This is a genomic window from Niallia sp. Man26 (assembly GCF_022049065.2).
Taxonomy (GTDB): Bacteria; Bacillota; Bacilli; order Bacillales; family Cytobacillaceae; genus Niallia.
The window spans coordinates 811,887-837,406 of sequence record NZ_CP095743.1 but is presented as its reverse complement, the minus strand read 5'-3'; the positions used below and the strand labels follow the sequence as shown (position 1 = coordinate 837,406).

General features: G+C 40.5%; 27 protein-coding genes. 9 read left to right on the top strand and 18 right to left on the bottom strand.

Features of this window, described 5'->3' with window-relative positions; translation table 11 throughout:
• Nucleotides 1–34 precede the first annotated feature (34 nt).
• Nucleotides 35–991, top strand: a complete 957-nt coding sequence (locus L8T27_RS04360; RefSeq protein ID WP_237940917.1) for an AraC family transcriptional regulator — start codon at nucleotides 35–37, stop codon at nucleotides 989–991.
• A 27-nt stretch (nucleotides 992–1,018) separates the two neighbouring features.
• Here L8T27_RS04360 and asnB read toward each other — a convergent pair whose 3' ends face one another.
• The gene (gene asnB / locus L8T27_RS04355; RefSeq protein ID WP_237940915.1) at nucleotides 1,019–2,875 is read right to left on the bottom strand and encodes an asparagine synthase (glutamine-hydrolyzing); all 1,857 of its coding nucleotides are present in this window, start codon (nucleotides 2,873–2,875) and stop codon (nucleotides 1,019–1,021) included.
• A 243-nt stretch (nucleotides 2,876–3,118) separates the two neighbouring features.
• Here asnB and L8T27_RS04350 point away from each other — a divergent pair, with 243 nt between their 5' ends.
• On the top strand, nucleotides 3,119–3,682 hold the full coding sequence (locus L8T27_RS04350) for a DUF2777 domain-containing protein (RefSeq protein ID WP_233316675.1): 564 nt from the start codon (nucleotides 3,119–3,121) through the stop codon (nucleotides 3,680–3,682).
• A gap of 42 nt (nucleotides 3,683–3,724) precedes the next feature.
• On the opposite strand, the gene L8T27_RS04345 is transcribed toward L8T27_RS04350, so the two are convergent.
• The gene (locus L8T27_RS04345) at nucleotides 3,725–4,222 is read right to left on the bottom strand and encodes a GNAT family N-acetyltransferase (RefSeq protein ID WP_237940913.1); all 498 of its coding nucleotides are present in this window, start codon (nucleotides 4,220–4,222) and stop codon (nucleotides 3,725–3,727) included.
• The gene (locus tag L8T27_RS04340; RefSeq protein ID WP_237942245.1) at nucleotides 4,219–4,707 is read right to left on the bottom strand and encodes an NUDIX hydrolase; all 489 of its coding nucleotides are present in this window, start codon (nucleotides 4,705–4,707) and stop codon (nucleotides 4,219–4,221) included. The genes L8T27_RS04345 and L8T27_RS04340 overlap by 4 nt, the downstream gene beginning before the upstream one ends.
• Nucleotides 4,708–4,957: 250 nt before the next feature.
• On the opposite strand from L8T27_RS04340, the gene L8T27_RS04335 reads away from it, so the two are divergent.
• Nucleotides 4,958–5,860 (top strand): ArsR/SmtB family transcription factor, encoded by a 903-nt coding sequence (locus L8T27_RS04335; protein WP_233316673.1) that lies wholly within the window; start codon nucleotides 4,958–4,960, stop codon nucleotides 5,858–5,860.
• A gap of 32 nt (nucleotides 5,861–5,892) precedes the next feature.
• Here L8T27_RS04335 and L8T27_RS04330 read toward each other — a convergent pair whose 3' ends face one another.
• The 12 genes from L8T27_RS04330 to L8T27_RS04275 all read right to left on the bottom strand — a co-directional run bounded on the left by L8T27_RS04330 (nucleotide 5,893) and on the right by L8T27_RS04275 (nucleotide 15,564).
• Entirely contained in the window at nucleotides 5,893–6,198 is a 306-nt protein-coding gene (locus L8T27_RS04330; protein ID WP_233316672.1) for a DUF3243 domain-containing protein, read from the bottom strand.
• 100 nt (nucleotides 6,199–6,298) lie between these two features.
• A complete protein-coding gene (locus tag L8T27_RS04325) occupies nucleotides 6,299–7,150 on the bottom strand; it encodes a pentapeptide repeat-containing protein (RefSeq protein ID WP_237940911.1) in 852 nt (283 codons plus the stop codon).
• Nucleotides 7,151–7,196: 46 nt separating this feature from the next.
• Nucleotides 7,197–7,667, bottom strand: coding sequence for a DinB family protein (locus L8T27_RS04320; protein WP_237940909.1), 471 nt, complete (start codon nucleotides 7,665–7,667; stop codon nucleotides 7,197–7,199).
• A 15-nt stretch (nucleotides 7,668–7,682) separates the two neighbouring features.
• Nucleotides 7,683–8,273: a DJ-1/PfpI family protein gene (locus L8T27_RS04315; RefSeq protein WP_233316669.1), complete on the bottom strand. Its 591-nt coding sequence runs from the start codon at nucleotides 8,271–8,273 to the stop codon at nucleotides 7,683–7,685.
• A 117-nt stretch (nucleotides 8,274–8,390) separates the two neighbouring features.
• Nucleotides 8,391–9,479 carry an ABC transporter permease gene (locus L8T27_RS04310; RefSeq protein WP_233316668.1) on the bottom strand — a complete coding sequence of 363 codons (1,089 nt, stop codon included), beginning with the start codon at nucleotides 9,477–9,479 and terminating at the stop codon, nucleotides 8,391–8,393.
• Complete coding sequence (locus tag L8T27_RS04305) at nucleotides 9,476–10,741, bottom strand: ABC transporter permease (protein WP_233316667.1); 1,266 nt, start codon at nucleotides 10,739–10,741, stop codon at nucleotides 9,476–9,478. Before L8T27_RS04305 ends, L8T27_RS04310 begins: the two co-directional genes overlap by 4 nt.
• A gap of 11 nt (nucleotides 10,742–10,752) precedes the next feature.
• A complete protein-coding gene (locus tag L8T27_RS04300) occupies nucleotides 10,753–11,685 on the bottom strand; it encodes an ABC transporter ATP-binding protein (protein WP_233316666.1) in 933 nt (310 codons plus the stop codon).
• A 152-nt stretch (nucleotides 11,686–11,837) separates the two neighbouring features.
• Nucleotides 11,838–12,317: a DinB family protein gene (locus tag L8T27_RS04295; protein ID WP_233316665.1), complete on the bottom strand. Its 480-nt coding sequence runs from the start codon at nucleotides 12,315–12,317 to the stop codon at nucleotides 11,838–11,840.
• 76 nt (nucleotides 12,318–12,393) lie between these two features.
• A complete protein-coding gene (locus L8T27_RS04290; protein ID WP_233316664.1) occupies nucleotides 12,394–13,038 on the bottom strand; it encodes a response regulator transcription factor in 645 nt (214 codons plus the stop codon).
• Complete coding sequence (locus tag L8T27_RS04285) at nucleotides 13,035–14,141, bottom strand: sensor histidine kinase (RefSeq protein ID WP_233316663.1); 1,107 nt, start codon at nucleotides 14,139–14,141, stop codon at nucleotides 13,035–13,037. The genes L8T27_RS04290 and L8T27_RS04285 overlap by 4 nt, the downstream gene beginning before the upstream one ends.
• 118 nt (nucleotides 14,142–14,259) lie before the next feature.
• The gene (locus tag L8T27_RS04280) at nucleotides 14,260–14,601 is read right to left on the bottom strand and encodes a YisL family protein (RefSeq protein WP_233316662.1); all 342 of its coding nucleotides are present in this window, start codon (nucleotides 14,599–14,601) and stop codon (nucleotides 14,260–14,262) included.
• A gap of 66 nt (nucleotides 14,602–14,667) precedes the next feature.
• On the bottom strand, nucleotides 14,668–15,564 hold the full coding sequence (locus tag L8T27_RS04275) for a fumarylacetoacetate hydrolase family protein (RefSeq protein ID WP_237940907.1): 897 nt from the start codon (nucleotides 15,562–15,564) through the stop codon (nucleotides 14,668–14,670).
• A 230-nt stretch (nucleotides 15,565–15,794) separates the two neighbouring features.
• Here L8T27_RS04275 and L8T27_RS04270 point away from each other — a divergent pair, with 230 nt between their 5' ends.
• The 6 genes from L8T27_RS04270 to L8T27_RS04245 are packed head-to-tail and all read left to right on the top strand — an operon-like array spanning nucleotide 15,795 to nucleotide 17,841.
• Nucleotides 15,795–16,016: a spore germination protein gene (locus tag L8T27_RS04270; protein ID WP_144451981.1), complete on the top strand. Its 222-nt coding sequence runs from the start codon at nucleotides 15,795–15,797 to the stop codon at nucleotides 16,014–16,016.
• Between the two features lie 33 nt (nucleotides 16,017–16,049).
• Nucleotides 16,050–16,292 (top strand): spore germination protein GerPB, encoded by a 243-nt coding sequence (locus L8T27_RS04265; protein ID WP_233316803.1) that lies wholly within the window; start codon nucleotides 16,050–16,052, stop codon nucleotides 16,290–16,292.
• Between the two features lie 24 nt (nucleotides 16,293–16,316).
• The gene (gene gerPC, locus L8T27_RS04260; RefSeq protein WP_233316660.1) at nucleotides 16,317–16,949 is read left to right on the top strand and encodes a spore germination protein GerPC; all 633 of its coding nucleotides are present in this window, start codon (nucleotides 16,317–16,319) and stop codon (nucleotides 16,947–16,949) included.
• A complete protein-coding gene (locus L8T27_RS04255) occupies nucleotides 16,946–17,125 on the top strand; it encodes a lipocalin/fatty acid-binding family protein (RefSeq protein ID WP_233316659.1) in 180 nt (59 codons plus the stop codon). The genes gerPC and L8T27_RS04255 overlap by 4 nt, the downstream gene beginning before the upstream one ends.
• Nucleotides 17,126–17,127: 2 nt before the next feature.
• A complete protein-coding gene (locus L8T27_RS04250) occupies nucleotides 17,128–17,577 on the top strand; it encodes a spore germination protein GerPE (RefSeq protein ID WP_233316658.1) in 450 nt (149 codons plus the stop codon).
• 45 nt (nucleotides 17,578–17,622) lie between these two features.
• A complete protein-coding gene (locus L8T27_RS04245; protein ID WP_233316657.1) occupies nucleotides 17,623–17,841 on the top strand; it encodes a spore germination protein in 219 nt (72 codons plus the stop codon).
• Nucleotides 17,842–17,860: 19 nt separating this feature from the next.
• Here L8T27_RS04245 and L8T27_RS04240 read toward each other — a convergent pair whose 3' ends face one another.
• The 3 genes from L8T27_RS04240 to addB form a co-directional block, all read right to left on the bottom strand.
• Nucleotides 17,861–18,169, bottom strand: coding sequence for an HNH endonuclease (locus L8T27_RS04240; RefSeq protein ID WP_233316656.1), 309 nt, complete (start codon nucleotides 18,167–18,169; stop codon nucleotides 17,861–17,863).
• Nucleotides 18,170–18,281: 112 nt separating this feature from the next.
• Nucleotides 18,282–22,007, bottom strand: a complete 3,726-nt coding sequence (gene addA, locus L8T27_RS04235) for a helicase-exonuclease AddAB subunit AddA (protein WP_237940905.1) — start codon at nucleotides 22,005–22,007, stop codon at nucleotides 18,282–18,284.
• Complete coding sequence (gene addB, locus L8T27_RS04230) at nucleotides 21,994–25,491, bottom strand: helicase-exonuclease AddAB subunit AddB (protein WP_237940903.1); 3,498 nt, start codon at nucleotides 25,489–25,491, stop codon at nucleotides 21,994–21,996. The genes addA and addB overlap by 14 nt, the downstream gene beginning before the upstream one ends.
• Nucleotides 25,492–25,520: the final 29 nt, after the last annotated feature.

Below are 25,520 nucleotides of genomic sequence, written 5' to 3'. Positions count from 1 at the left end.
GTAGAAAAAACAATATGCAAGGAGCGAGATGTAGATGGACCAGCTTTGGAAATTCAACATTGAAAGACCGCTTGCTTATTACAAATGCGGCCGTTTTGTCAGCAGTGACGACTGGCAGCATAAACAAATGCGGCTGAAGAAGGATTTTGAGGTTATTATTGGTTTAAACAAATCTGTTTACATCCAAGTGGGCCACCATCAGTATGAAGTCAAGCAGGGGAATGTTCTGCTTATACCACCAGAAATTGACTACTATGGATATGCTCCTTCTCAAAAAGGAGCAAGCTTTTTTTGGATGCACTTTATTCCTTTCTGTGAGACAGATATGTATCCAGTTGAGAAATTTATTAGCCATTTGTTGGCAAGTGATATAGAAGCACATAGGCATGCAATTAATAATGCCGTTTTTTTGCCTGATTATTTTAGTCTTTCATACAGTGATAAACCGTTTATCTTAATGAAGCAAATTTTAGATATAGCAAATGCCTCCTACTACAGCACCTTCTCTGTCGACTACTTGCTGACAGAGTTGTTAATTGAGCTTACTGAACAATACAGCAAACAGCTGCTCCATCAAAATACGATAAGTGAAAAGACGCAAAAGTTCACCCAAATACTTGAATGGATTAGAGTCAATATTCACGAACCCCTTAATGTAAGAGAAGTTGCTAACACTTTTTCCATGAACCCTGATCATCTGACAAGGCTGTTTAAAAAGAATATCGGTATGAGCACAATTCGTTATATCCATACATTAAAGCTTAATAAAGCAAAAGAACTCCTTTGTACAACGAATAAAACAATCAAAGAAATTGCCTTTGAGCTGCGTTTCGATGATGAGAAATACTTCATGAAATTATTTAAAAGCTATGAAGGAATTACCCCAAGTAAATTTCGTGATGCCTACACTAAGACGTATACGAACACAGTGTCTGTCGATCCTGACATTCCTATGCCGCCACACTTGAGAACAGCAATAATCACAAAATAAAGCGGGAGCATCTGCTCCCGCTTAATATTAATCTACAATATTAATATTATAGTCTTTAAACCAATAATGAAGTTGTGCCAAGTGCGCAAGAAGCTGCGGACCTGTCATAAGCTGACCGAACCAAGGCTCTTTGAAGGCTGAGCCACCAGTATTGATAATCTCCTTGAGCTGGTTATAATCAAAGAATTCGTATAAAGCCGAATCCTTTTCTGCCAAAATTCCTGTCAGCATATCTGTGACCGTTTTCGTGTAAACAGGGTTATGTGTCTTTGGATAAGGACTTTTCTTGCGATAGAGTACTTCATCTGGAAGAATCCCCTCAAGTGCTTTGCGGAGAAGCCCCTTCTCTCTGTTTTTGTAGTTTTTCATTTCCCAAGGTACGTTCCATACATATTCTACTAATCGATGGTCTGCGAATGGCACCCTGACTTCAAGACTCGCCCCCATGCTCATTCGGTCTTTTCTTTCTAATAGAGTTGTCATGAACCACAGTTGATTCAAATAGAACAGCTCTCTTCTTTTTGCATCCTCTGCACTTTCGCCTTCCAATTTTGGTGTTTCAGCAATAGTTTGATTGTATTTATCATACATATAATCCTCAAGCTGCAGCTTGCTGCTCCACTCTTGTTTTAGCAACCCTTGTCGCTCCTTGATTGAACGCATCCATGGAAATCCTCCTCTTGCAAGATCTGCTTCTCTCCGGAACCATGGATACCCGCCGAAAATTTCATCCGCACATTCACCTGACAAGCTCACGACAAAGTCTTTTTTAATTTCACGGCAAAACCACAGCAAGGAAGAATCAACATCAGCCATTCCCGGCAGATCACGGACAGTAACAGCCTCATGGAGAAATTGGGCAAGCGTTTCCTGTGTGATAATGCAGTTATGATGAATCGTACCGAAAGTGTCCGTCATTTTCTTAATATAAACACCATCAGAATTAGGCTGAAATTCATTTGCTTTAAAGAACTGGTCATTGCCTTCATAATCAATGGAGTATGTGTGCAGCGGTCCTTTGCCTGATTTTTCATATTCCATTGCAGCAATAGCTGTAATCGCACTGGAATCGACCCCGCCAGAAAGGAAAGTGCTTAACGGCACATCTGATACTAGCTGTCTCGTTACAGCATCTTTGAACAGAAAGCGCACCTTTTCAACTGTTTCTTCAAACGTATCCTCATGCTGCTCGCTTTTCACATTCCAATAACGCCATATCTTCAAGCCATCCTGCGAAAATTTCAAGGCATGCCCAGGTCTTAATTCCTTAATGCCTCTGAAAACCCCTGATCCAGGTGTATGGGACGGTCCAAGTGCAAATACTTCCGCCAACCCTTCTCTGTCTAATTCTGCCTTCACTTGAGGATTGGCAAGTATAGCCTTGATTTCCGAAGCAAATAGTAAGCCTGATCCAACCTCTGCATAGAACAGCGGCTTAACACCAAGGCGGTCTCTGGCGATAAACAGTGAATTTCTTTTTTCATCCCAAACCGCAAAAGCAAAAATTCCATTTAAGTATTGTAAGCAATCCTCGCCCCATTCCATGTAAGAAGCCAATAAAACTTCTGTATCAGAATGGCCATTAAATGAATATCCTTTTATTAGTAATTCTTTGCGTATGTCTTCCGTATTGTACAATTCACCGTTATAACAAATCGTATAATCAAAATCTTGTTTTACTTTTGTCATCGGCTGGATTCCACAAAGGGGATCTACCACAATCAAACGTTTGTGGCCAAAGCCTGCATGAAGGGCACTCCATACATTTGTATCATCTGGACCTCTTTTTTCCAGCGTTTCTGCCATAACAGACAAAGTATCCTCTTCTTTTCTCAGATCTTTTCTGTAATCAACCCAACCTGTGATTCCACACATGATGATCATCCTTTCTTCGTGGAATTGTGATTAGATACCAATCAGTATGGAGTATTGTATGCATGATTAGAAAAATGGTTATTTGTCCTGATAAATGAATCTAATAAATCATTCCTGCTGCATCATTTTAGATCTTTGCATGGCAGTTTCACCTAAAAACTAAAACAAAAATAATAATGGCATTCAGTTATAAATTTGAACTTTAATGTCTAAAAAGAATTTATGGGAAGTAATTGGGAGGTTTACAAAGAAATGAACAATCAGCAGAGACTAAAGCTTATAGAGTACCAAACCCGTGCTTTTACACAAGGAACAGTCGAATACATCAATGACCAATGGATATTTTTCGACGATGAAACAGAAGAAGCAACCATGCTAGATGAATATATTCATCAAGAAGTGGAATTATTCTGCTTTAACAAATGGAGAAAAGGAATCCTTTTGGATGAAGGAAGAATCAACAGCTCTGGCTCGATTTATGGGATGTGCACTGAAGATAAAATCAGGATTCGCAAACATCTTGTATTCTCGTTAGAACGTCTTCTTGACGAGATCAGCGATGACAGCTTTTATCAGTTCATCACCACCCTGAATTCCATGAAGTTCTCTATTTATGACTGTATATACTGTTATAACCAATTAACCTTCTTAAGAGATGACAAACGAAAAAATGGTGTGAATATGATGATTTTTGATAATCAGGAAGGCCTGTGCAGTGTCAATCATCATTTCTATTATAATGAGAAAATTACCGACAGATTTGAGTTTACCTTGAATACTGGCAAACGGATGATTATCGAAAAGCTGTCCTCTTAAGAAAAAAAACTTCAGCAGAATATCTGCTGAAGTTTTTTTGCGTCATATTTTTTCCCAGCCATAAACGAGCTCATAAACTGTTTTTTCGCCAATTTTGTCCTCCATCCTGCCGATTTGCTTTCCTCCTATGGCTTCATAAAACCGGCATGCTCCATTGCCTTCTAGTACAAGCACAATCATGCTAGTTAAGCCCATACCCTGTAGATGCTGTTTTACAGCATCTGCGAGCTTTTTGCCAATTCCTTTCCCTTGGTATTCTGCAAGCAAATAAACAGCATATAATTCGCCATCATACCCTACAAACTTGCCGCTCCTTTCCTTGCCGCCGCACGCAAAACCGACAATCTTGCCTGCCCCGGTTTCCGCAACATAAACATGGCCGCCTGGAATAGCTGATATCCACATTTGCTCCCGCTCTTTATAAGATAATTGCTCTAAAAAGGCGTCAGGAATCATGTTCTTATAAGTTGTTCTCCAGCTGTCAACATGTACCTTCGCAATGCCTTTCGCATCAGCTGTAACTGCTTTACGCAACTTCATTTCTTTACCTCCCAAACCTGTAGCTTGTTCACCTTTAAAGGGAAACTCCGCGTTTTCGTCCAGTTTACTGCCTGCATAACCAGCGGAGAGGAATTATCCATCGTTAACTCGTTCAGGTCCATCCATACAGCTCCAAGGGAATCTTGTCCAACAAACTGCTCTGGGGCAGTGATAACCCCACTAAAGTTCCTCACTTCATAAAATACAGCTATATGATGAACATGTGTGAATTCTCTCCATCTCCAGGGAAACATGAAATCCGTGATTCCAATATTTTCTTTGTGACAAATCTCAAGACCTGTTTCCTCTAGAAACTCTCTGTCTATTGCCTCTGCTAAACTTTCCCCTTCCTCCAAACTTCCCCCAGGCAAATCGAAGCGGTTGCGATACGGTCCTTGACTCTTGTGGATAACAAGCAAGTATTCACTATCAAGGCATATACCATATACACCAAAAGCTCTATGAAACTTGGCGTTTTCTTCCATCATACTCCCCCCAATTCTTTTATTATTCTGGGTTTCCCCTTTTTTCCCCTCTTTTTTGACATTCCCTTTCTTCTATTAACTAAAATAAATGAAATAGTAAATTTAACATTGTTCAAATATTATTAAATTAACAAAACAGTTTATTATTAAATTATAAATCTCAATATATTTACAGTAATTAATCTTTATGTTATTTTTATAAAGATAATATAGATTTAATTAACCATTCGTTTCGAAAGAAGGGATTTCCATGCAACTAGGGATCGACAATTCCTCATTAGTTGTTTATGAAGCACTAGCCAGCGAAGTTCGCATCAAGATTATTCAACTCCTCAGCAAAAATAAAATGAACATTAAAGAAATTGCCGAGGAATTAGAAATCAGCAGTGCTATTGTGACAAAGCATATAAAAAAATTAGAAGATGCTGGTTTAATTAAGACAGAAAGAGTGCCAGGAAAATCTGGACTGCAAAAGATTTCGATTTTAAAGGTCGATCATATTGAAATAAATTTTCCCAAAAAGATATTTCACTCGTTTGCATCCTATGAAACTGCTGTGCCAATTGGACATTATACCGATTATGATTTAAAGCCGACATGTGGACTAGCAACAGATAAAGAATTTATCGGCCGTGTCGATGAGCCCCGCTACTTTATGGATCCAAAGAGAATGGATGCAGAAATTATTTGGTTCACTCAAGGGTTTGTGCAATATAATATTGCCAATTTCTTGAAAAAAGATGAAAAGCTGCAGCAATTTGAAATTAGCTTGGAAATTTGTTCTGAATTCCCATTCGCCAATGATGTATGGCCGTCAGATATTACCTTTTCATTGAATGGAATTGAATTAGGAACATGGAGAAGTCCTGGAGATTTTGCTGATACAAGAGGAAAGTTCACTCCTGATTGGTGGCCTCATAATATCAACCAGTACGGGCTGCTCAAAACTATCCGCATCACCAACCATGGCACATATATCGATGGAGACCCTATGTCAGGCATCACAGTCGATGATTTAGATACAAGCACAGACAGATGGACCTTCCGCATAGAAGTGAAGGAAGATGCCGAGCATGTCGGGGGCGCGACTGTATTCGGGAAAAAATTCGGCAACCATGACCAAGATATTAACTTTAAATTGTATTATCTATGAAAAAAACCGCCTTTTTTGGCGGTTTTTTTTCATTAGCTCACAAGCTTTACAAGCATATGAGCCAGTTTATGCTGTTCCTCTTCATTTCCTGCTTTCCAAAGCTCTTGAAGAAGTTTTTCCTCTCTGTTGCGAGGCTCCTCTTTTGCAGCTAAAAAGTCTCCTACCTTCTGGGCAGCTTTTGCAATCTGTTCTTCATTTAAGCCTAGCTTATCTGCTTTTTCCACCTTGTCGGAAAGGTATTCCTTAAATCCTTCAAAGCTTGATAAAATTTCATCCTTTTTTTCACTACTCATATTCTGAAGCTTATCATTTACTTTTGTTTCTACTTTGTTTTCCATTATGACTCACTCCTTTTCTAGTGTTAGTTTCTATATTCCCAATGTAAGCCTGTTAAAACTATTATTATTTTATTGGAATATATTACTATCTACTAGAAATTTAGCAAGACCAATGAGCTGGTTTAGATAGTGTGCGAGGAATCTTAGTATGACTATCTCCTTTTGCGGCATTGAGCTGAATTTGAGTCAGAAAAATACTGCCAGTTAAATCAGCTCCCCTAATATCAGCATCGCGTAAGTCAGCACCAATAAAATCAACATTTCTTAAATCAGCATTTCGTAAGTCTGCTGCGATTAACCATGCACCTCTGAAGCTCTCTCCCCGCAAATTTTGATTGCGCAGATTCGCTCCGATCAGGTCGCTCCCTTTTTTCTTTTTCCGTCCTTTTTGAAGCTTGGTTTTTTCAGTCACCTTTTGTCTCATAAGCTCACTCACTTGTATTAGAAGCTCATTAACCACAGCCCGATGTGCAGGAATATATAGCTCCATAATCTCTGCTGGCTCTAATTCCGACAGCCTTTTCGTCTCCTTAAAGGCATTTGTAAGCTCTGCTTTTAATCCTATTGCAGATTTTAGCTGAAGTGCTTCATCTAAATAGCAAAGCATTTCATGCAGCTGCTGCATGATTGGGAAAACCTTGAACATATCCTTTGCAACAGCGGGGGAATCCCGCCAAGTCACTCCCTTGAAGGTGAACTGCGAAACCTTCTGACCGGCACCAAAGCACTCGAATACTGTACAGCCTTTATAACCTTTCGGGCGGAGATGCTGGTGAATGCCGCACAGGTAATCTTCCCCGAGATTTTTGCAAGGCTTCCCTCCTTCCTTGTCTTCTGCAAACTCCGCCGATTTACCAAACGGCAAAGCTACACAGCATAAACCAAAACAGTTTTCACAATCTGGCTTATATGAACTATAGTAATCTATTTTTTCCTGAATCCCACTTTTCATTTTTCCACTTCCTAATAATCTACTTTCTATTAGCCCTAATGCACTTTTATTCAAAAAGTGCTATTGGTGGTTCCTTTCTATACATATGAACAAGCATGGCATGTAATTGGCCACGATGATGATAAATATGAGCCAGTATTTCCAACAGCCACTCATACCGCGTATAAACCGTGCCCCAATACGACTTGATTTGCTCGAATAATTGCTCATCAGAAAAGCCTTCATATGTGCTCTTAAGCAATAAGAATGAATGATCAATAGCTGCCTCCATTTTTGAGAGACTGCTAAGTTTATGTTCAACATAAAAACTCTCCATCTCCTCTTTTGACATGCCAGAGGCAATCAATAAATCTGCCTCACATATCAATGAAAGATGCTCTAATAATTCGCCAATGGAGAACTTCGTTAACGTAGGCCTAAAAGTAAGGTCTTCCTCACATAAAGACATCATCAGTTCCTTTATTGAATCGACCGCAATCCGGATTTGATTTAAGGCTGCTCCACAATATTTATTCATGCCTTTGCACCTCTGCTACAACTCATACTCCATATTTTTGGCTGTATTTATCGCTGCTTCCTTTCCATAAAGCCGGCTAATAAGATGAAAGGACATATTAATACCGGCTGCTATCCCTCCTGATGTAATGACGTCGCCTTCATCGACAAACTTGACACCGCGCTTAACCTTTACAAGTGGAAACTCTCCCTCCAGCCTGTCTATGTCCATCCAATGAGTTGTTGCGCTTCTGCCATCCAGTAAGCCTGCTTTAGCCAGCAGCAGTGCACCTGTGCATACAGAGGCCATCACTTCTGCCTGAATGGATTGCTGCTTTATCCATGCAATGACATTTTGATTATGTATTTCATGGACTTCAGCACCTTTTCCACCTGGCACAATGACAATATCAACCTGGGGATGGTTTGAAAAGCTGTAATCAGGCTTTACTTTCAAACCATTTCGAGCGTTAATAAGCTCTCCTGTCTCTGAAATGGTCACTACATGAAAGTAATGATTATCATGCTCTTCTGGTGGGGCATATAAGGAAAAGACTTCATATGGTCCGGCAAAATCAAGGACTTCCACTTCATTAAATAAAAGAATACCTACAGTTCGCTTCTTCATGGGAAAGATTTCTCCCTTCCTAAGTCTTTAATACTTCAACATTTGACAACTATTTCCTTCTTTTTTAGAGCTATTTTTCTCCTTAAAAAAACCCTTCCTTTAAGGAGGGGATTGTGCTTAAATATGTCTTCGTTCAATAAGCCGTATACCTATTCCCAGCATTAATGTTCCCATCAGTAAAAGAATGCCGACAGGATACAGCAACTCCATTGGTCCTGCACCGTCAATTACACCTTTCTTCAACAGCTCCATCCCATATGTGACAGGCACAAATTTGGACAGCAACAGCAAAAAGTCAGATGTAACGATTTCCAGTGGCCAGTATGCTCCGCCCAGCATCGCAAAGCTCACTGCAATCAAGGGAATAAAGGCATTAAACTGACTTACTGTTTTGACTAGCCCTGTCAGCAGAATGGCTAATGCAACAATCGCATATAAATACGGAATAACAGCACCGAACACTACGGCAAAATTACCATTGAAGTCAACACCTGTACCGAATTTAAATATATGAAAAATAAGCATTATTTGTAAATATCCTAACAGAAAGCTGAAAAGAAGATGGCCGAGATAAAGCTGTGTTTTGCTTGTGGAGGACAAGATAAATCGGTCCCATATGCCGTTCTGTTTATCACGCAATATTTCTACAACCGTATTTGCTACGGTGTATATACTAAAGAATAAGGTAAATCCAAATAATGCTTGAAGAGATTGATCATAGCTGCTCTCTTCCTGTGATTTGGCAAATTTTATTGGCAGCAGCGGATTTTCCGATATTTCTGCTATTTTTCTCTCCGCTTCCTTTTTATCCTGGGCGCTGCTGAAGATTTGTGCTTGTTTAGAATGATTTTGATAATATTCTTCTAAATAGCGGTGCACTGCCATTGAAGTTTCCGTTTCTGCAGCCTGATAAATGGTATATGAATCGTCCTCCAGCGCTGCCCCAAGATCTGCCTTTCCCTCTTCAATTTGTTCCAATGTTGCTTTTTCAGATAATAATTTAAACTGAAAGCTGTCACTTTCATTTAATTCTTCTACTATTTCCTCTGCTTTTACAGTATCCTTAGCAAACACAGGTATCTCTACCTTTGTGAATGAGCTGGAGCCGAGTAAATAAGCAAAGACAGCACAAATAATTGCGGTAATGAGAAACGACCCAGGTCTGCGCAGAAATTTTCTGAATTTCCCCCAAAGTATCCCCTTCATGCTAAAGCACCTCTTTTCCTCATCAATAACACAACTGAAACAAGCAGTAAGATACCGCTAAAGAGGAGAATCGCTTCCATTTGCCCAGCTATATCCATCAGGCTGTAGCCTTGATATACTTTTAAATAGGCTGTAATTGCAGCCCCTAATGGAGAAAACTCACCAAGTGTCTCCATGAATCCCCCACTAGCACTCAAATCAAAATAACTTCCGCCAGCAAAGGCAAGGATAGGAATCAGCATATTAGTAAACAATGTAGGCACATTGTTGGAATTTGCTCGGAATGATAAAGCTGCCGTAAACACAGCGAAGCTTGCTGCCAGTATGTTCAACAAGAATGTCACAACAAAATAATGAATAAAGCTGGCAAACACAACATCATATACTAATGCAGATAATCCAAATAATAAATGCAGCTGTATAAAGGAAAGGGAAAATGTTGATACAAATATGCCAAAGAAAAAGGTATATGGCGACACATTTGCCAGAAGGATGCGCTGGTACATATACGACTCTTTCTGCTGGTAAGCAAAGCCTGCTACAGTAGAAGCTACAAAAAAGACAAACATGACACACATTCCTATCGCATAATAAGAAAAGGAATCCACTACTTTTTTCTTCGTGACATTTTCTAGCTTTCCGACAGCAGAGCTATTTGTCGGTGTATACTCACTGTTCAATTCGGCAGATATATTCATATAAGAGAGCTCTTTCTGATAGCTCACCAGTATATCTTTTAACACAGTCGCTGCCAGAGATGTGCTGTCTGTCTCTTTAAAGCTCCACTCTGCAGAAATTTCTTTGCCATAAAGTAATTTCTGATAAAACTGTTCTGTAAAGCCCGATGGAATTGTCAAAATCCCTGTATACTCACTTTCCTCTGCTGAAGTACTGTTTTCTTCCTCAACTACGGTCATGGTTACCAGTTTCTTTAGTTCTTTATTTTCTTTTATCTCATGCATAAAAGTTGAAACAGGATCTACTGCATAAACAGTATCCATTTGCATCTTTTTCTCTTCCGGACTTACAGTGGAAGCCTCTATTTCAGATACTGTCTCCTTTTGAGCGTTTACAGTATCGTCTTTTAGGACGACCAACAGCTTTGCATGTAAGCTGCCAGACTCTTCTCCTCCATCCATGATTGTGCCCAGTGCACTTCCTAATATTGTAATTAATATAAAAGGCATTAAGAGGAGAACCACCAGTTCCCTAGGTCTTCTCCATATCATCAGAATTTCCTTTTTTACCATATGCCAGAACATGTACTCTCCTCCTAATCCCGAAGCTTTCTCCCTGTCAAATGCAAAAACACATCCTCCAGGCTTGGTGTTTCAATATTGACTGCAAGCACATTCACCTCGTGCTCCTCTGCCAGACGGAAGATATCTTTCAATAGCTGGATTTCCTTCGGCACAATTATAGTAATAGTTGATTGATTAATAGAGAGCTGCTGAACATTAGGCAGATTCCTTAACACCTCCACAAAGGGATGCTTAATCATTTCGACATGAATATTAATCGCTGTTTCTGCAGACAGGATATTTTTGATTTCCTCCTTTAAGCCTGAAGCGATAATCTTGCCATGATCCATAATGTACAACCGATTGCATAGGTATTCTACTTCCTCCATGTAATGGCTCGTATAAAGGACCGTAATATTCTTTTCATTGTTCAATCGCTTTACTGTCTCTAATATGTGATTTCTCGATTGAGGGTCAATGCCGACTGTCGGTTCATCCATTATGATAATTTCCGGCTCATGAATAAGGGCTACCCCGATATTTAGCCGTCTTTTCATTCCTCCGGAAAATGTCTTCACAAGGTCCTTCTGTCTGTCCTTCAATCCAATAATATCCAGCACTTCGTCCACCCTTGACTGCAGCACACTTTTAGGAATTTTGTGCATCTTGCCAAAAAAGATCAGGTTTTCTCTTGCCGTCAGCTCCATATACAAGGCGATTTCTTGCGGGACAACGCCAAGTATTTTGCGCAGCTTTTCCGGTGTCTTTAATATGCTTACATTATGCAGCCGAACATCACCGCCGCTTGGCGCAAGGAGGGAAGAAATCATCGAAATTGTCGTTGATTTCCCAGCACCATTCGGACCAAGAAGACCGACTGTCTCTCCCTTTTCCAAATACAAATTAACAGAATTGACCACTTTGTTATGTTTAAACTGTTTGGATAAATCAATCACTTCAAGCATTGTCATCATCCTTTCTAATGACAGCATAATGTTTTTACAAGTTTTTTCCTATACCTAAAGGTCATTTTATGTGCTGCTTACTAAGTGACTTAAGTCATTTTTTTCTCCATAAAAAAACGTCCCTATTATATAGAGACGTTTTTTAGGCTGATTTAGCCTTTTGCCTGCATTTCCTTTGTTGGTCCAAGTACACCTGGAACAGGCAGGCCAGCTTGACGAAGCAGAACCGTCATTTGTCCTCTGTGATGAACTTGATGTTGAATCAGCAATCCAAGAACAGAACCTTTTGTCATCGGTTTTCCAAACTGGTCGACTGTTTCGCTAAGTGTTTCATCTGTTAAAGACTTTGCAGCTTCAGCGATATCAGCTGCAATCGTTTTGTAAGCTTGTACTATTTCAGCTGCAGTGATATTTTCTGCTTTTTTATCTGTAGCAGGTCTTACCTTAATACCGGCAACTCCTGCAAAAAAAGCAGGACTTGTAGCTAAATGCCAGCCAAGCCAGCCAAGTGTGCTGTGACCCTCAACTATTGCCTGACCTAGCTTCTCATCTGTAAGTGACTCTAATACTTGTACTGTTCCGTGAGCAGAAGCAGTCCAGTCTGCAATAAAATCTTCTGTTTTTCTGTACATATAAACACCTCTTCAACATTTATGTAACACACTAAATCATCATAACATTTTTAGTTCTGTTAAACCAAAACTATGGCTATATAAGGTCATTTTTCACAGCAAAGATAGCCAATTGTGTTCTATCCCTTAGTTCAAGCTTCTGCAGGATTTGTGTAAGATGATTCTTTACCGTACCGACAGACAAAAACATATTTCCTGCTATTTCTTTATTGGTTTTCCCAAGTCCGACATGCTTAACGACTTCTATTTCTCTTTCTGTAAGGGTATCAATTAGGTCTGTCTGCATATAGGGTCTCGTTTCCTTCAGCAGCTTAGGCATGACCTTTGCTGCAACGTCCGCATGTATGCTCATGCCCCCAGCAAGACAGCTTTTAATGCTGTTAATAAGGGCAGCACTATCAGCGTTTTTCAGCAAAAACCCATTTGCTCCTTCTCGGAAAGCCTTAATTGCATACTCCTCATCATTGAAAGTAGTTAAGATTAGTATCTTAATATGCGGATAGCGCCCCCTTATTTGCTTTGTTGCTTCAAGTCCATCCATAACAGGCATGCGGACATCCATTAAGATAAGATCTATGGCAGGAACAGTTTCAAGCAAACAGAGCGCCTCCTTGCCATTCTCCGCTTCAGCTGCCACCAAAATATCAGCATCCTGTTCAATTATCATTTTCAGTCCATTCCTGACAATTGCCTGGTCTTCTGCAATCATTACGTTAATCATTTTTTTATCTCCTCTGTCGGCAGACTTCCTGCCAAGATAAACTGTTGATTCAGCTGCTGGATGGCAAGCTTTCCTCCCGCTTCCTCCAGCCTTCTTGACATGTTGTCAAGACCGAACCCTTTGTGTATGGGATGCTTATGGTTAAAAGCATTTTTTATTTCAAATGTAAGGTGGCCGATTGGCGACACTCCAATTGAAATAAAAACATCTCTCGTGCTTCCATACTTCATTGCATTTGTCAGCCCTTCCTGGATCGTCCGATAAAGAACTGCATTTTTCATATTGCTGAGCTGTGCGTGAAGCGCTCCTTGTTTAGCTGTAAAATGAACATGGACAGCATTCTCACTTTCCAGCTTTTTGATTAAATGAACAAGTGCGGAAATCCCCTGAAGTTCCTCTGCCTGCATGAGGCGGACAGCTCTTCTCGTTTCCTCCAGACATTCAGAGGCTATTTCCTTAATGATGGAATAAGAACTGCCAGGAAGTTCTCGGCGCATTACTTCAACCTGCATAACAAGCGCTGTCAGCTTATGGCCAACAGCATCGTGCATTTCCCTTGCTATCATTGTTCTCTCTTCCGCTCTCGCAGTCCTTTCATTCTGAAAAGCTCTCCGCTTATGCACCCTGAAGTCATTTAATAAGGAGGCATATGCTTCTCTAATATGCCTATACTCTCTGTTCGTTTCGCCAAAATAGTAAAGCACGAGCCCTGCAAATCCATTTACAGCAAGCACAAGCAAGAGTGGATAATTATACAAAGCATATCCTGACAAGCAGTTCAAGCAGGAAATCACAAGGAGCGCCACACCGCTAATTCTTCCCGCCATCTCCTGATTCATTTCCAGTATGTAAAAGAAAGATAGTGCATAAAGGTAAAGAGGATTTTGGCCCTCTCCAAAAAAGATTAACCCTTGTATCCAAACGAGAAGAGCCAAATAGATAAAAACCTTTCTGCGAAGAAGGGGTAGAAGAAAATAAAGAGCAAGCAGGATGCTGCAGGAAAATAAATAGATGTAAAATACATTTTTGTTTTCATACGATGCAAATAGCGCCCCTGCCCACATAGAAATTAATAGCGCAAGCTTTACATAAAATGATTGCAATAAACTCTCTCCCATTCACGTAATCTACTGATAACTTACCAGATAATTCTTTTCATGGTCAATACTGGAACAAAAAGAAGGCTCTGCTTTTTTTGTTAAGCAGAGCCTTCCTTAAACATTATAACGCAGCATACCCAATATACAATACAAGCACAAGAGCGACTGCAAACTGCCCCCACAGGATTCTGACCTTTCTCTCCTGTTCAAGCCGGACCAATATCATCTCCATCATGCTGATGACCCAAAACCCGACAAGTGCCTTCAGCATGTACAGGGCAGTAAAAGTTTCTACACGAAACAGCATAATAGCACCGGAAACAATGATAAAGATATACAAAAGCCTTGCAATCATATGTACGATTTTTCTCGTTCTTTTTTGGTCTGTTTTTCTTAAAAACAAGACTGCAACAAAAAGAACTAATGTGAGCATCCATGAAATAAAGTGGATTTGGCCAAACATATGCCCACCTCCTTCTTTCATAGGATGCACGTTTCTTGCTGTTTATAAAATGGTTTCCGTCAAATCTTATCCAACCGTGTTGCGCAGGACACCGATTCCTTCTACTTCTATTTCTATCGTATCGCCAGCTTTCAAAAATCGCGGCGGTTTGAAGCCTTTGCCGACTCCAGCTGGTGTTCCAGTTGCAATCAAATCTCCTGGCTCAAGCGTCATGCCTTTTGATAAAACACTAATCACTTCTTCTATAGGAAAGATAAAGTGAGCTGTATTGGAATTTTGTCTGACTTCTCCATTGATTTTAGTCGAGATATTCAGTTTGTTTGGATTTGAAATAGCTGATTTCTCCACAATTACTGGTCCAAGCGGTCCACTGCCATCCAAGCTTTTTCCGATGAAAAACTGCTTATGCCTTGCCTGCAAATCCCTTGCGGTAATATCATTAAGAATCGTATAGCCAAACACGTACTCCAACGCCTTATCCTGTGGAATCGCCTTACCCTTTTTACCGATGACTACGCAAAGCTCTCCTTCATAGTCCAGTTGCTCTGATACATCTGAATGGTCAGGAACTGTTTCATCTGGTCCGATTACAGTAGTCGGGGCTTTCGTAAACACCATCACATGCTCAGGTATATCATCCTTACTCCCCATCTCAATTGCATGCTCCTCATAATTCTTCCCTACACAAAATATATTTTTCCTTGGTGTTGGTATTGGTGCAAGGAGCTTCACTTCATCCAATTCAACTAAATTGCTGCTGTTCTCATTGGCCCAATTAGTCGCCTCTCTTGCTTTATCAATAAAGTCATTTCCCATCTCTATACATTGAATCAAGTCATCTGGAAAAGGACGGCTGCCTGTTCTCTGTTCTTCTGCATCATTAAGCGGAATTATCGTTTTATTCTTCTCATTTAAAACCGCAACAACTTGTCTGCCTTGCAGTAATACTGTCGCAAACTTCATACTATCTCCATCCCTTTGCAAAAGATTTATAGTTTAATATTTATGTTAATTATAAACTTTCAGATAATACTATTCAAATCTATCACATTAAAGTGGAGCAACAGGCATAGGCCAACCTTGCTGTTGAATAGGCTAAAAAGAGAGAAGGCTAACAACTGCTGGGCTAATGTATCACACTCCACAGAACCCCCACATAGAATGTTAAGAATCTTATGTAAAGGATGTTGATTATGCCAGCTATTGTAGGAGTCGCACAGGTTATTTCCATAGGAAGCAGCTCCATCTTTAATATTGGCGATGTCTATAAAATCATGCCGATTTCTAATGCCAAAACATTCTCTGGTTCCGGTTCCTTCAACACTGGTGATGGGTTGAATATAACTAATTACCGAAGTGCCACGAACACAACAGACAATGATGGCATTGATCAAGGAAATTTCCTGAATGCTTAAATTGATTTTCTGACTTTGAAAAAGGTGATAATGATGAATTTTTTCATTCAACAATCTATAACAATAAACACCATAAAAATCGGCGGTATTACAAACTCTTCCGTTTTTCAGATTGGCAGCTCTGGTATCATAAAGCCTAATTCTTATCTATATAATACCGGAGGCTTCACCGAGGCTGCTCCAAGTCCCGTTGAAGAATCAGAGCCGTTTACTGGTGTTAATGTGGCAGACGACAGTGTCGTCATGTCACCTTCTGTTCCATTGACAGCACCTTAAAGACAGATGAAGGAGGTACGAAGGATGTCCCAACAATTCTACCATTATGGCGATCAGATGCAATCCTATCTGCAATACCTGGAAAAAAGAATCGTATCATTGGAGCAAGCTGTCACCGAAATGACCAAAGAAATAACCGAACTGAAAAACAGGCCTTCCGTTCGAGTCGATCGCATTGAATACAGCTTTGATCAGCTAAAAGTGGAAACATTGGATGGGACGCTGAACATCGGTTTAAATCCAGCAGATTTGCAAAAAATCGAAGAACTGGCAATTAATCCAGGTAATTCTGTTCAGCCTGGCGGTCCTTTATATCCAATAGACCCTAAACAAATGATGACAAGATCGATGGAACTGGAAGAAACACTCCTCTCCTATATCCAGCTTGAGCTTCCTGAGATAATTGTCCAAAAACAAGCCGAACTAGGCTTGGAGGAGGATGAAGCTTATATTTCCTTCATTCAGGAAGATGTTACAAAGCAGCTGCCTACAAGAATCCAATATTATTTACAGCAAAGAACCGGCGGTGAAAAAGCAGAGGATACACAACAGCAAAATGAAACGATTATAGAAGCATTAAAGCAGGAAATTGAAAATGGTGTCAAAATATTCTTAAGCAATATTCCAGACAATATGAAGGGAAGGAACAAGGAATGAACTTTCAGGTTTATAATAGAGAGCTGGCAGTTGGTGATATTAAAATCATCGGTGTATCAAGTTCATCTGTCTGCATTGTCGGCGACGTTCAGACAATTCAGCTTGCGTCCACTTTTGACACACCTGCAGAATCACTGATTATCGGACCATTTGTCCCTTTGTTCCCTAAAGGATAAATATGCTTACAAGGACTTCTGTTGTTAATCATATACGTCTAAATATAGCATCATTTTCATCTACACTAGAATTTGGTGATATCTCTTTTTATCAAGCGTTTTCGAGGGCACTTGCTGTACAACGAGAGAAGAAGATTTTCTTCGGCGGAGAAGGTTCCTTTGACCAATATCCGATTTTTTCCGAACCAATTCCCATTCCTCCTATCACTGAGAGCATCAATATAATGTACCATCAAATAAAGCCGGTTATTAAAGTGAAAAACCTTGATATTACTGCCGTCTCAGCCTCATCCCTGCTTCAAGTCGGAAGCACCCGTCATATTTATGCAGAAACGAGGATAAAGCATATAAGACAGCTAGAGAATCACTCTGAGGAGTTAAATAATCAAACTATCATCCCCCTTGAGGAAATACATTCATCACCTGGAACCGCTATTGTTAACGGCAGATGATTTTTTTGGTGCCAGGCTACTATATAAATAAAGGAGGAGGTTCTTTTGCCTGCTATTGTAGGACCTGTTCAAATTGTTAACGTCGGAGAAGGGATTGTTCAATTCGGTGATTCCTTGTTTATTTCCCCAAAGGGAAATTCGAAAGTCTCTTTAGGTTCCGGGGCATCAAACACTGGAGCATTTATTATTACCAACAATGGATTAAGCGCAACGAATTATGTAGACACAAGTCTGCTTGACCAGCCGACAACAGCCAATAACTGACAGACAAAGGGAAGAAGCCTCATTTTCTCCCTCTTCTGTCCTTTGATTTTTTCACCTTCTGCAATTTTGTAGAAGGCTGTTTTTTTATCCAAGCCAAATACTTCGCTATCTTAGGATCATCTTGCAGCAATTCAACCTTGTTCAATCTTACTGCCAGCTCTTCATTTGTATACAGTGCATGGATTTGTTTATGGCAAGGAATGCATAAATCAGCTGTGCCTAAGAATGCCCCGCCCATTTCCCGAGGTGTTAAATGATGGGCTGTCGTCTCTACATCTTCTCTTAAACATAACTCACATGTTCCAATTTTTTTATTCGCTTTTGCCATTTTACTTCCCTCCTGCCTATTAGCATGTGATTTCTTACCCCAATAAATTAGCAATTCATAAAAAAAACTAATAATAAAGGCTGCCCGATATAATTCGGACAGCCTTTTTGTCTTACATCGGTAAGATATTCGCTCCATCAAAGAAGAATAAATATTTTTCATCGATTTTTTTCTTAAGAATTTTCTCCAGTGAATCAGCATACAAGTCAATTTGAACACGATAGCGCGCTTCTAATACTGGCTTGGCCTCCATATATCCGCCTTTAAACCGGTCTAGAATAGAATCTGTTTTATAATCAAGCAGCACTGTGCCTTTTTCATCCTCAAAATAGACGTCGATGATACCTTGGACTAAAATTGGCTCGTTCTCTCCTTGCCAATCCTTATACACAGAGCTTGACGGATAGGCAATGTTGAATGGAATCTCACGAACAAGCTTTTTTGCATTACGCATGCGCTCTCCAAGTTCTGACTGGAAGAAGGAGACAATCTGCCCTGCTTCAATTGCCTCTGCTTGTTCTGGTGTCAGAAGCTCCTTTGTCTGCATTTCATCAACAAGCTGCCTGATACTGTCTTCTGTTATAGCTTCATCCAATCGGATATGCTGCATCACCATATGCATGGCTGTTCCTTTTTCTGCAGGACTCAGCTTTTTCTCCTGCATAAACTTCGGTCTGTTCCAAATCGTTTTGCGACGTGGCTGAATTTCTGTGCCGCTTTGTTCATCCAACCGTTCACTTTGCCTTTTCAACTCGGACACGGACTGTTTGGAACGATATATTGTGCCATGCGGGTACAAATACTTCCAGGCGAGAGTTTTTTGGATTTGCTCTTTATATTCAGAGGAAATGTCCATCACTTTTCCGCTTGTCACCTTTTCCAGCCAGCTCTCTTGTTCTTCCAAATCGTCTACAGTAAGTTTAAGAATATCTTCTTTTTGAAGAATTCGGATTTCCCATGCTGAAGGATGGACAGACACTTCTCCTTTTTCCATCCATGTTTCCAGATGTATGCCAGATGCATCCTTATGTCTTACAAGGGCTGGCCCAATCCAATCTAAATAAGAGCGGGCAGATGCTCTGTCGAACTCATTTAACAGCCAATTGGAATGTCCAGCAGCTTGTGCCCATTTTTGTTTAGACTTCTCGATATCCTTAACAGAGCCGATCAGCACTAATTTTTCCTTCGCTCTTGTCAGCGCTACGTATAGCACCCGCATTTCCTCTGCTAAAAGCTCCATTCGCTTCTTCTTCGTAAATGCTATTTGTGCAAGAGACGGGTAAGAGATTCGTTTTTGAGCATGAATATACTTTGTCGCAAACCCGAGATCTTTATCAAGCAGGAACGGCTTGCGCAAATCCATTGTGTTGAATTCTCTGCCAATGCCAGCAAGGAAAACAAACGGAAATTCCAGTCCCTTGCTGCTGTGGATTGTCATGATTCGGACAACATCTTCCTGCTCTGTTAAGGCCCTGGCTGCCCCCAGGTCATTCCCTCTGTCTCTCATCCGTTCAATAAACCGTAAAAAGCGGAAAAGCCCGCGGAAAGAGGTTGCCTCGTATTGACGGGCCCGGTCAAACAATGCCCGCAAGTTAGCCTGGCGCTGATTGCCTCCAGGCAATCCGCCGACAAAATCATAAAAATGCGTATCTCTATAGAGCCTCCAAATCAAATCTGACAAAGCTCCACGCCTTGCCTCTGTTCTCCATTCATTCAATAATTCAAAGAATGGTGCAAGCATCTCCTGCAAGGCGTCATTTTTGTTAACACTCATATATGCTTTAACAGCATCATAGAATGCTCCTTGCTTCTTTTCAATTCTAATTCTGCTCAAGTCTTCTTCTGTTAACCCGACTATAGGGGAACGGAGCACAGCAGCCAACGGAATATCTTGATATGGATTGTCTATTACTTTAAGCAATGACATCATGATGTTGACTTCCGTTGATTCGAAATAGCCTGTCGTCAAATTAGCATATGTCGGAATATTAAATTGCTTTAATTCTTCCATGATGGCTGGCGCCCATGTCATCGAACGAAGTAGAATCACCATATCCTTATACATAGCTGGACGGTACGATTTCGTTTTTGCATCATATACTTCCTGCTTGTGATCGAATAGCTCTCTTATTTTTTGGGCAATCACCCGTGCTTCAAGCTGAGACTGCTCCATTTCCTGTGCATCGAATTCACCAGTCTCTCCGTCACCTTCTTCAGTCGTGGCTGCAGAATTTTGGTTAACAAGAGCCAATTCAATTGGAAAAGCAGCATCCTCTGGATAAGCAGCTCCCTTTGCCAACTCAGCATCTTTGTCATATTCAATTTCGCCGACTTTGACCCCCATTATCTGCTTGAACAGATAGTTTGTACCGTCCAAAACCTCTTTTCTGCTTCGGAAATTTCTGGCAAGGTCAATCTTATAGCCTGTATTCTCATCTGCTTGATAACGATTATATTTAGATAAAAACAGGTTTGGTTCTGCAAGCCGGAATCGATAGATAGATTGTTTTACATCGCCAACCATAAACAGATTTCCCGCTGTTTCACTGTCTGCTGTAACAAGCTGCAATATGGACTCCTGCACCATGTTGACATCCTGATACTCATCTATCAGCACTTCCTTAAACTGCTTGCGGTATTGCACTGCTGCCACAGACGGCACAAGCTCTTTTGCTTCAGGCTCACGTAAAATCTCCAAACAGTAATGCTCTAAGTCAGCAAAATCGACTAAGCCTTTTTCCGATTTCATTCTTTGGAAACGATCGGAGAAGGAAGCTACAAGTCTCGTCAATGTTTCCACATGGACTTTCATTTCTCGCATGTCTTTTATAAAACCTTCAGGCAGCCTGCCGAATAATTCACTCTGCAGCTCCTGCAATATTTTTTTCGCTCTATCTCTGACCTTTTGGGCTTCTTCAATTAAAGCAGGATCATACTCATCCCCTTTGCATGCCTTAGCTCTTGAGAATTTCAATGTTTGCATCGCGTCATACATCGTTTTCCATGAGTCGTCTTTCGCCCTTTGAATAATATCCAAAAGATGTAAATCATCAACAAAATTGCCCGCTCTTGGCGCAGGACCGAAAGGACGCTTCGTCAATTCTAATCCATATTCCAAAAGCTGCCGAACTCCGTCCAATTGAAGCCCTATATCTGCAAGCAGCTCTTTTGCAAATGGAAGGTCTTCAATTGCCGCCGTTTCCTCGATGTCATACATATTTGCTAAAGACTCCAAATACGCCGACGGAGAAGGATTTGCCCGTGAAAAATCATACACTTCCTGTATGATTTTCTGAAGTGCATCATCACTTCTATCATTTGTGAAGGCATCAACTAAATCAAAAAATGCCGAATTTTCACTTTGTCCATATTCTTCCTCAAATAAATCTTCCACACATTCATCCCGCATCAATTGTGCTTCTGTCTCATCAGCAATGCGAAAGCCAGGGTCCAGGTCAATCATATAATAATATTTGCGGATTACTTCTAAGCAAAAAGAATGAATAGTTGATATATGGGCCTTATTCAATAGAACTAATTGTTTTTTCAAGTGCTGTGATTTTGGATTAGCATTTATCTCCTTTTCAAGCACATCTCCAATACGATGCTTCATTTCTGCCGCTGATGCATTAGTAAATGTAACAACAAGCAGCTCATCAACATTTATTGGATTATCAGAAACAATCTTGCGTATCATTCTTTCTACAAGAACGGCTGTTTTTCCTGATCCTGCCGCAGCTGCCACTAAAATATCATTTCCACTCAAGCTGATTGCTTTCCATTGATCATCTGTCCAGGTCGCATCAAGCGGTTTCGGCGGTATATCAATACTCTTCATGTGTGTTTGCCTCCTTTCTGATCAAATCAAGTGCTTCTTCCTTCGAGAAGGTTTGCAGCTTTCGATATTGGTTTGATTCAAGACCTTCATCGAACTGACAGACAGACTTGAATGAACAAAATGTACATGGTGATTTTTCTTTTAATTGATACGGAGAAATATCAACATTGCCGCCAATTATTTTATTGCCTGTTTCCACATATTTATGGCGAACAAATTTCTGAAGGGAATAAAAGTCCTCCCTGCTTGCAACTTTAGAACGTTTCGTTAATGTTCCGTCTGTTTTCACACCTGCTGGAACAATAGGTGAATCGCCTTTTTCAAGACTGCCGTCCATCAGCTTAATAACTTCCTCTTTTCCAAGCATTAATCCATTCATCTTAAACTTTTTAAACAATTCCTCTTCGATTTCATCAAGCGTCAAGATTTTCTTGCTGCTCAAGATTGGATTATGGACATGGAAGTATAGCACTCCTGCAGGATTTGCTTCTTTATCAACAAGAATGCTGCTGTTGGAAATAATCAAATCTAAATATGTCAGCATTTGCAAAGACAGGCCGTAATATACTTCATTCATATTGAGTTCATGTGCACTTGATTTATAATCGATTACACGCAAATATACTTCATTATCAAGCTCAGCTTTGTCAACACGGTCAATCCTGCCGACAAGCTCCATTTTCGTGCCATTCTTTAACGAAAAGGCCATTGGCGGAAGCTTGCCTTTCGGCCCAAATTCCAGCTCCAAATCAATCGGTGCAAAGCCGCTGTATTTGGCATGCTCGCTCAGGATGAAAGAAGCTCTGCTAATAATCTGCTCCAGCTTTCTCTTAATATAGTGATGTCTGTTTGTGCTCAGCAATATCTCATTTTGCAATTTAGGAGCAAGCATTTCGACAGCATCTTTTGCTAGAACCTCACATTGCTGTCTCGTCAAATCCGACCACATCATATTTTCATGAAGCACTGTTTCAGCAATATATTTCAAGGCAGCATGAAATAAGTCTCCAATAGCAGGCGCCTCAAGTCTGTACACTTGTCTCTCTCTAAGCTTTAAGCCATGTGTGGCAAAATGAGAAAACGGACATGACTGGAACAATTCCATCCGTGAAACACTCGCTGTTATGCTTTCCCCATATAAATCGCTGCTCGTTTCTTCTGTGAGCTCACTCGTCCTGTTTTGATAGGTTAAGCTTGAGAACACTTTTTTCGCGATTGGCTGGAATTTAGGGTCTTCTATATAGGTGTTATAAACATCCCACCAAAAATCATAAATTTGGTAATTTCTTTTCTTCAGCTGCAGCTGGCCATTTAAGTAAGACAAGCTTGTTCTCATATCAACTGCATAATCGAGCTGTCCGAGACTGGAAAGATCCTTAGGATCAGCCATAAAGTAGAGCGTTTTTGCTTCTGGCACAAAATCGCGCATCCGTTTTACATACACAGATGGCAGCAGAGATTTGCCTTCATCATTTGCCAGCGGGTATGTTAAATACAATCTGTCAGACGGTGTTGTAAATGCTTTGTATGCAAGAAACTCTTCATCAAGCAATCTAGTTTTGCTTGTAGGTGCTAGCTTCATTCCAGCTTCTACAAGACTTTCCCTGTCACTGTCTGCAAAAATCCCTTCATCTGTAAACTTGGCAGGAAAAACCCCTTCATTCATCCCGATAACAAAGGCAGCCTTTATGGTGCCAAGCCTGGAGTTCTCAAGATCAGCAATAAGCACCTGATCTATTGCTGGCGGAACTAAAGAAAACTTAAGGGTATCAAGCCCAGCATCCAATATGGTCGCAAATTGTTTTCTTGCTATCTCCTCGTCTCCTAAAATCTCAACAAATTGATCGAGAAGGTCTATGATGCTGTTCCACGCTTGGTCGTGTTCACCTGCTTTAACAAGCTCCCCCTGCTCTTCAAGCTCCACTTTCCATAATTCCATTTTTTCTGGAACCTCTAGTTCTTCCAAGTAGAGATATAGAGCCTCACATTTTGCTCTTCCTGATTTTGCTCTCTTCAGCCTGGTGGCCAGCCGTGTAATCGGTGCAGCCAATGAAAGGCGAAGCTCATTCAGCTCCTGCTCCATTTGTCTTTCACTGTCTGTCTGTACCCCTTGATCCCATTCTAGCCCTTGAAATCTTCTATATTTCCAGCGTTCCTTGCTCGTCCATTTTTCTCCCTTTATTCCATATGCTAAGCAGTAGTTTTCTAGCTTGTCCACATTTTCTCTGATGTTGCGCTTTTGCATATGCATTGGAAACAGCAGCTCTGTCTTAATTGCCCTGAAAACAGGCTCGTACCGCCAGTTTGTTTCTATTATTTCCAAGGTAGAGCGAATCAGCTCGACAAGCGGATGGAAATGCATCGTTCTTTTCTGGTCAATAAAAAAAGGAATTTCATAATCGGCAAAGATAGTTTCTATTATATTTTGGTATTCTACCGTATTCCGGGATAAGAGACTAATATCACGATAGCGGTAGCCTTTTTTTCTAATAAGCTTTTTAATTTCCCGAGCAATGCCCTCTATTTCTGCCCTCGGATTAACGCTTTCTGCAAACAACACAGCACTTTCTCCAAAAAACGGGAGAGCTGGCCTGCTGTCAAAATGTGCCTCGATATGTTGAAGGGAGTGGTGCATATTTTTATGCACTTCAGCAAAATTTTCCTCCTCTACTTCCACACCGATTTGTCTTGCCATTTCATAAACAGTTGCGTAAGTTTCCTTTGACATCCGGAAAAGGTCTAATTCATCTGCAAAACTGTTTCGGTCAGGCTTGTCCATAGTAAAAGTAATCGTTACATTCTCACAAACCTGGATAAGCTCCTGAATAATTAAATATTCCTGCGGTGTAAAGCTGTAGAAACCGTCAATGAAAACTTCTGCTTTCTTTAAATATTCAGAGCTGTTGATTTTCTCTGCAAGGAGGCGGAAATAATCTTCTCCATCAATATACTTGCCCAGCATATTTTCCTCGAAGCTTTGATAAATAATTTCCAAATCATGCAGTTTGTCCAAAAGAGCCTTGTCGCCATCTCCAGCTCCCTCTATGTCTTGCTGCCTGCTGTCAAGCTCCTCTGGTGTAACGCAATATCTTCTGAATTCTGTTACAAGCTGTTCGACTTGTCCAATAAAGCCGTTCTTGTCTGCCACCTTCTTAAACAGGAACAACTCTTCTTTCTTTTCTTCGATAATGCTGCGGATGAGCATGCTGATTCCGACGCTGTTAATATGCTGTCTCGAGATGCCTCCAGTCTCCTGCAAAACCCTCCACGCAAGTCTTGTAAAGCTGTAAACTTGGGCACGGAACATGCCGCCAAGCCCTTCGCTCGCAGCCAAGCTTTGGTCTGACAGAAATGTCATTTGATCTGGCACTAAGTAAATAATTGGATTGCCTTCAGGATCTGCGAACAGCTTCTCCCGAATCGAATCTATACAAAAGGCAGTCTTTCCGCTGCCTGATCGTCCGGATAATAATCTAACAGACATAATTGCCTCCTCGAACTTAATTTCTCTCT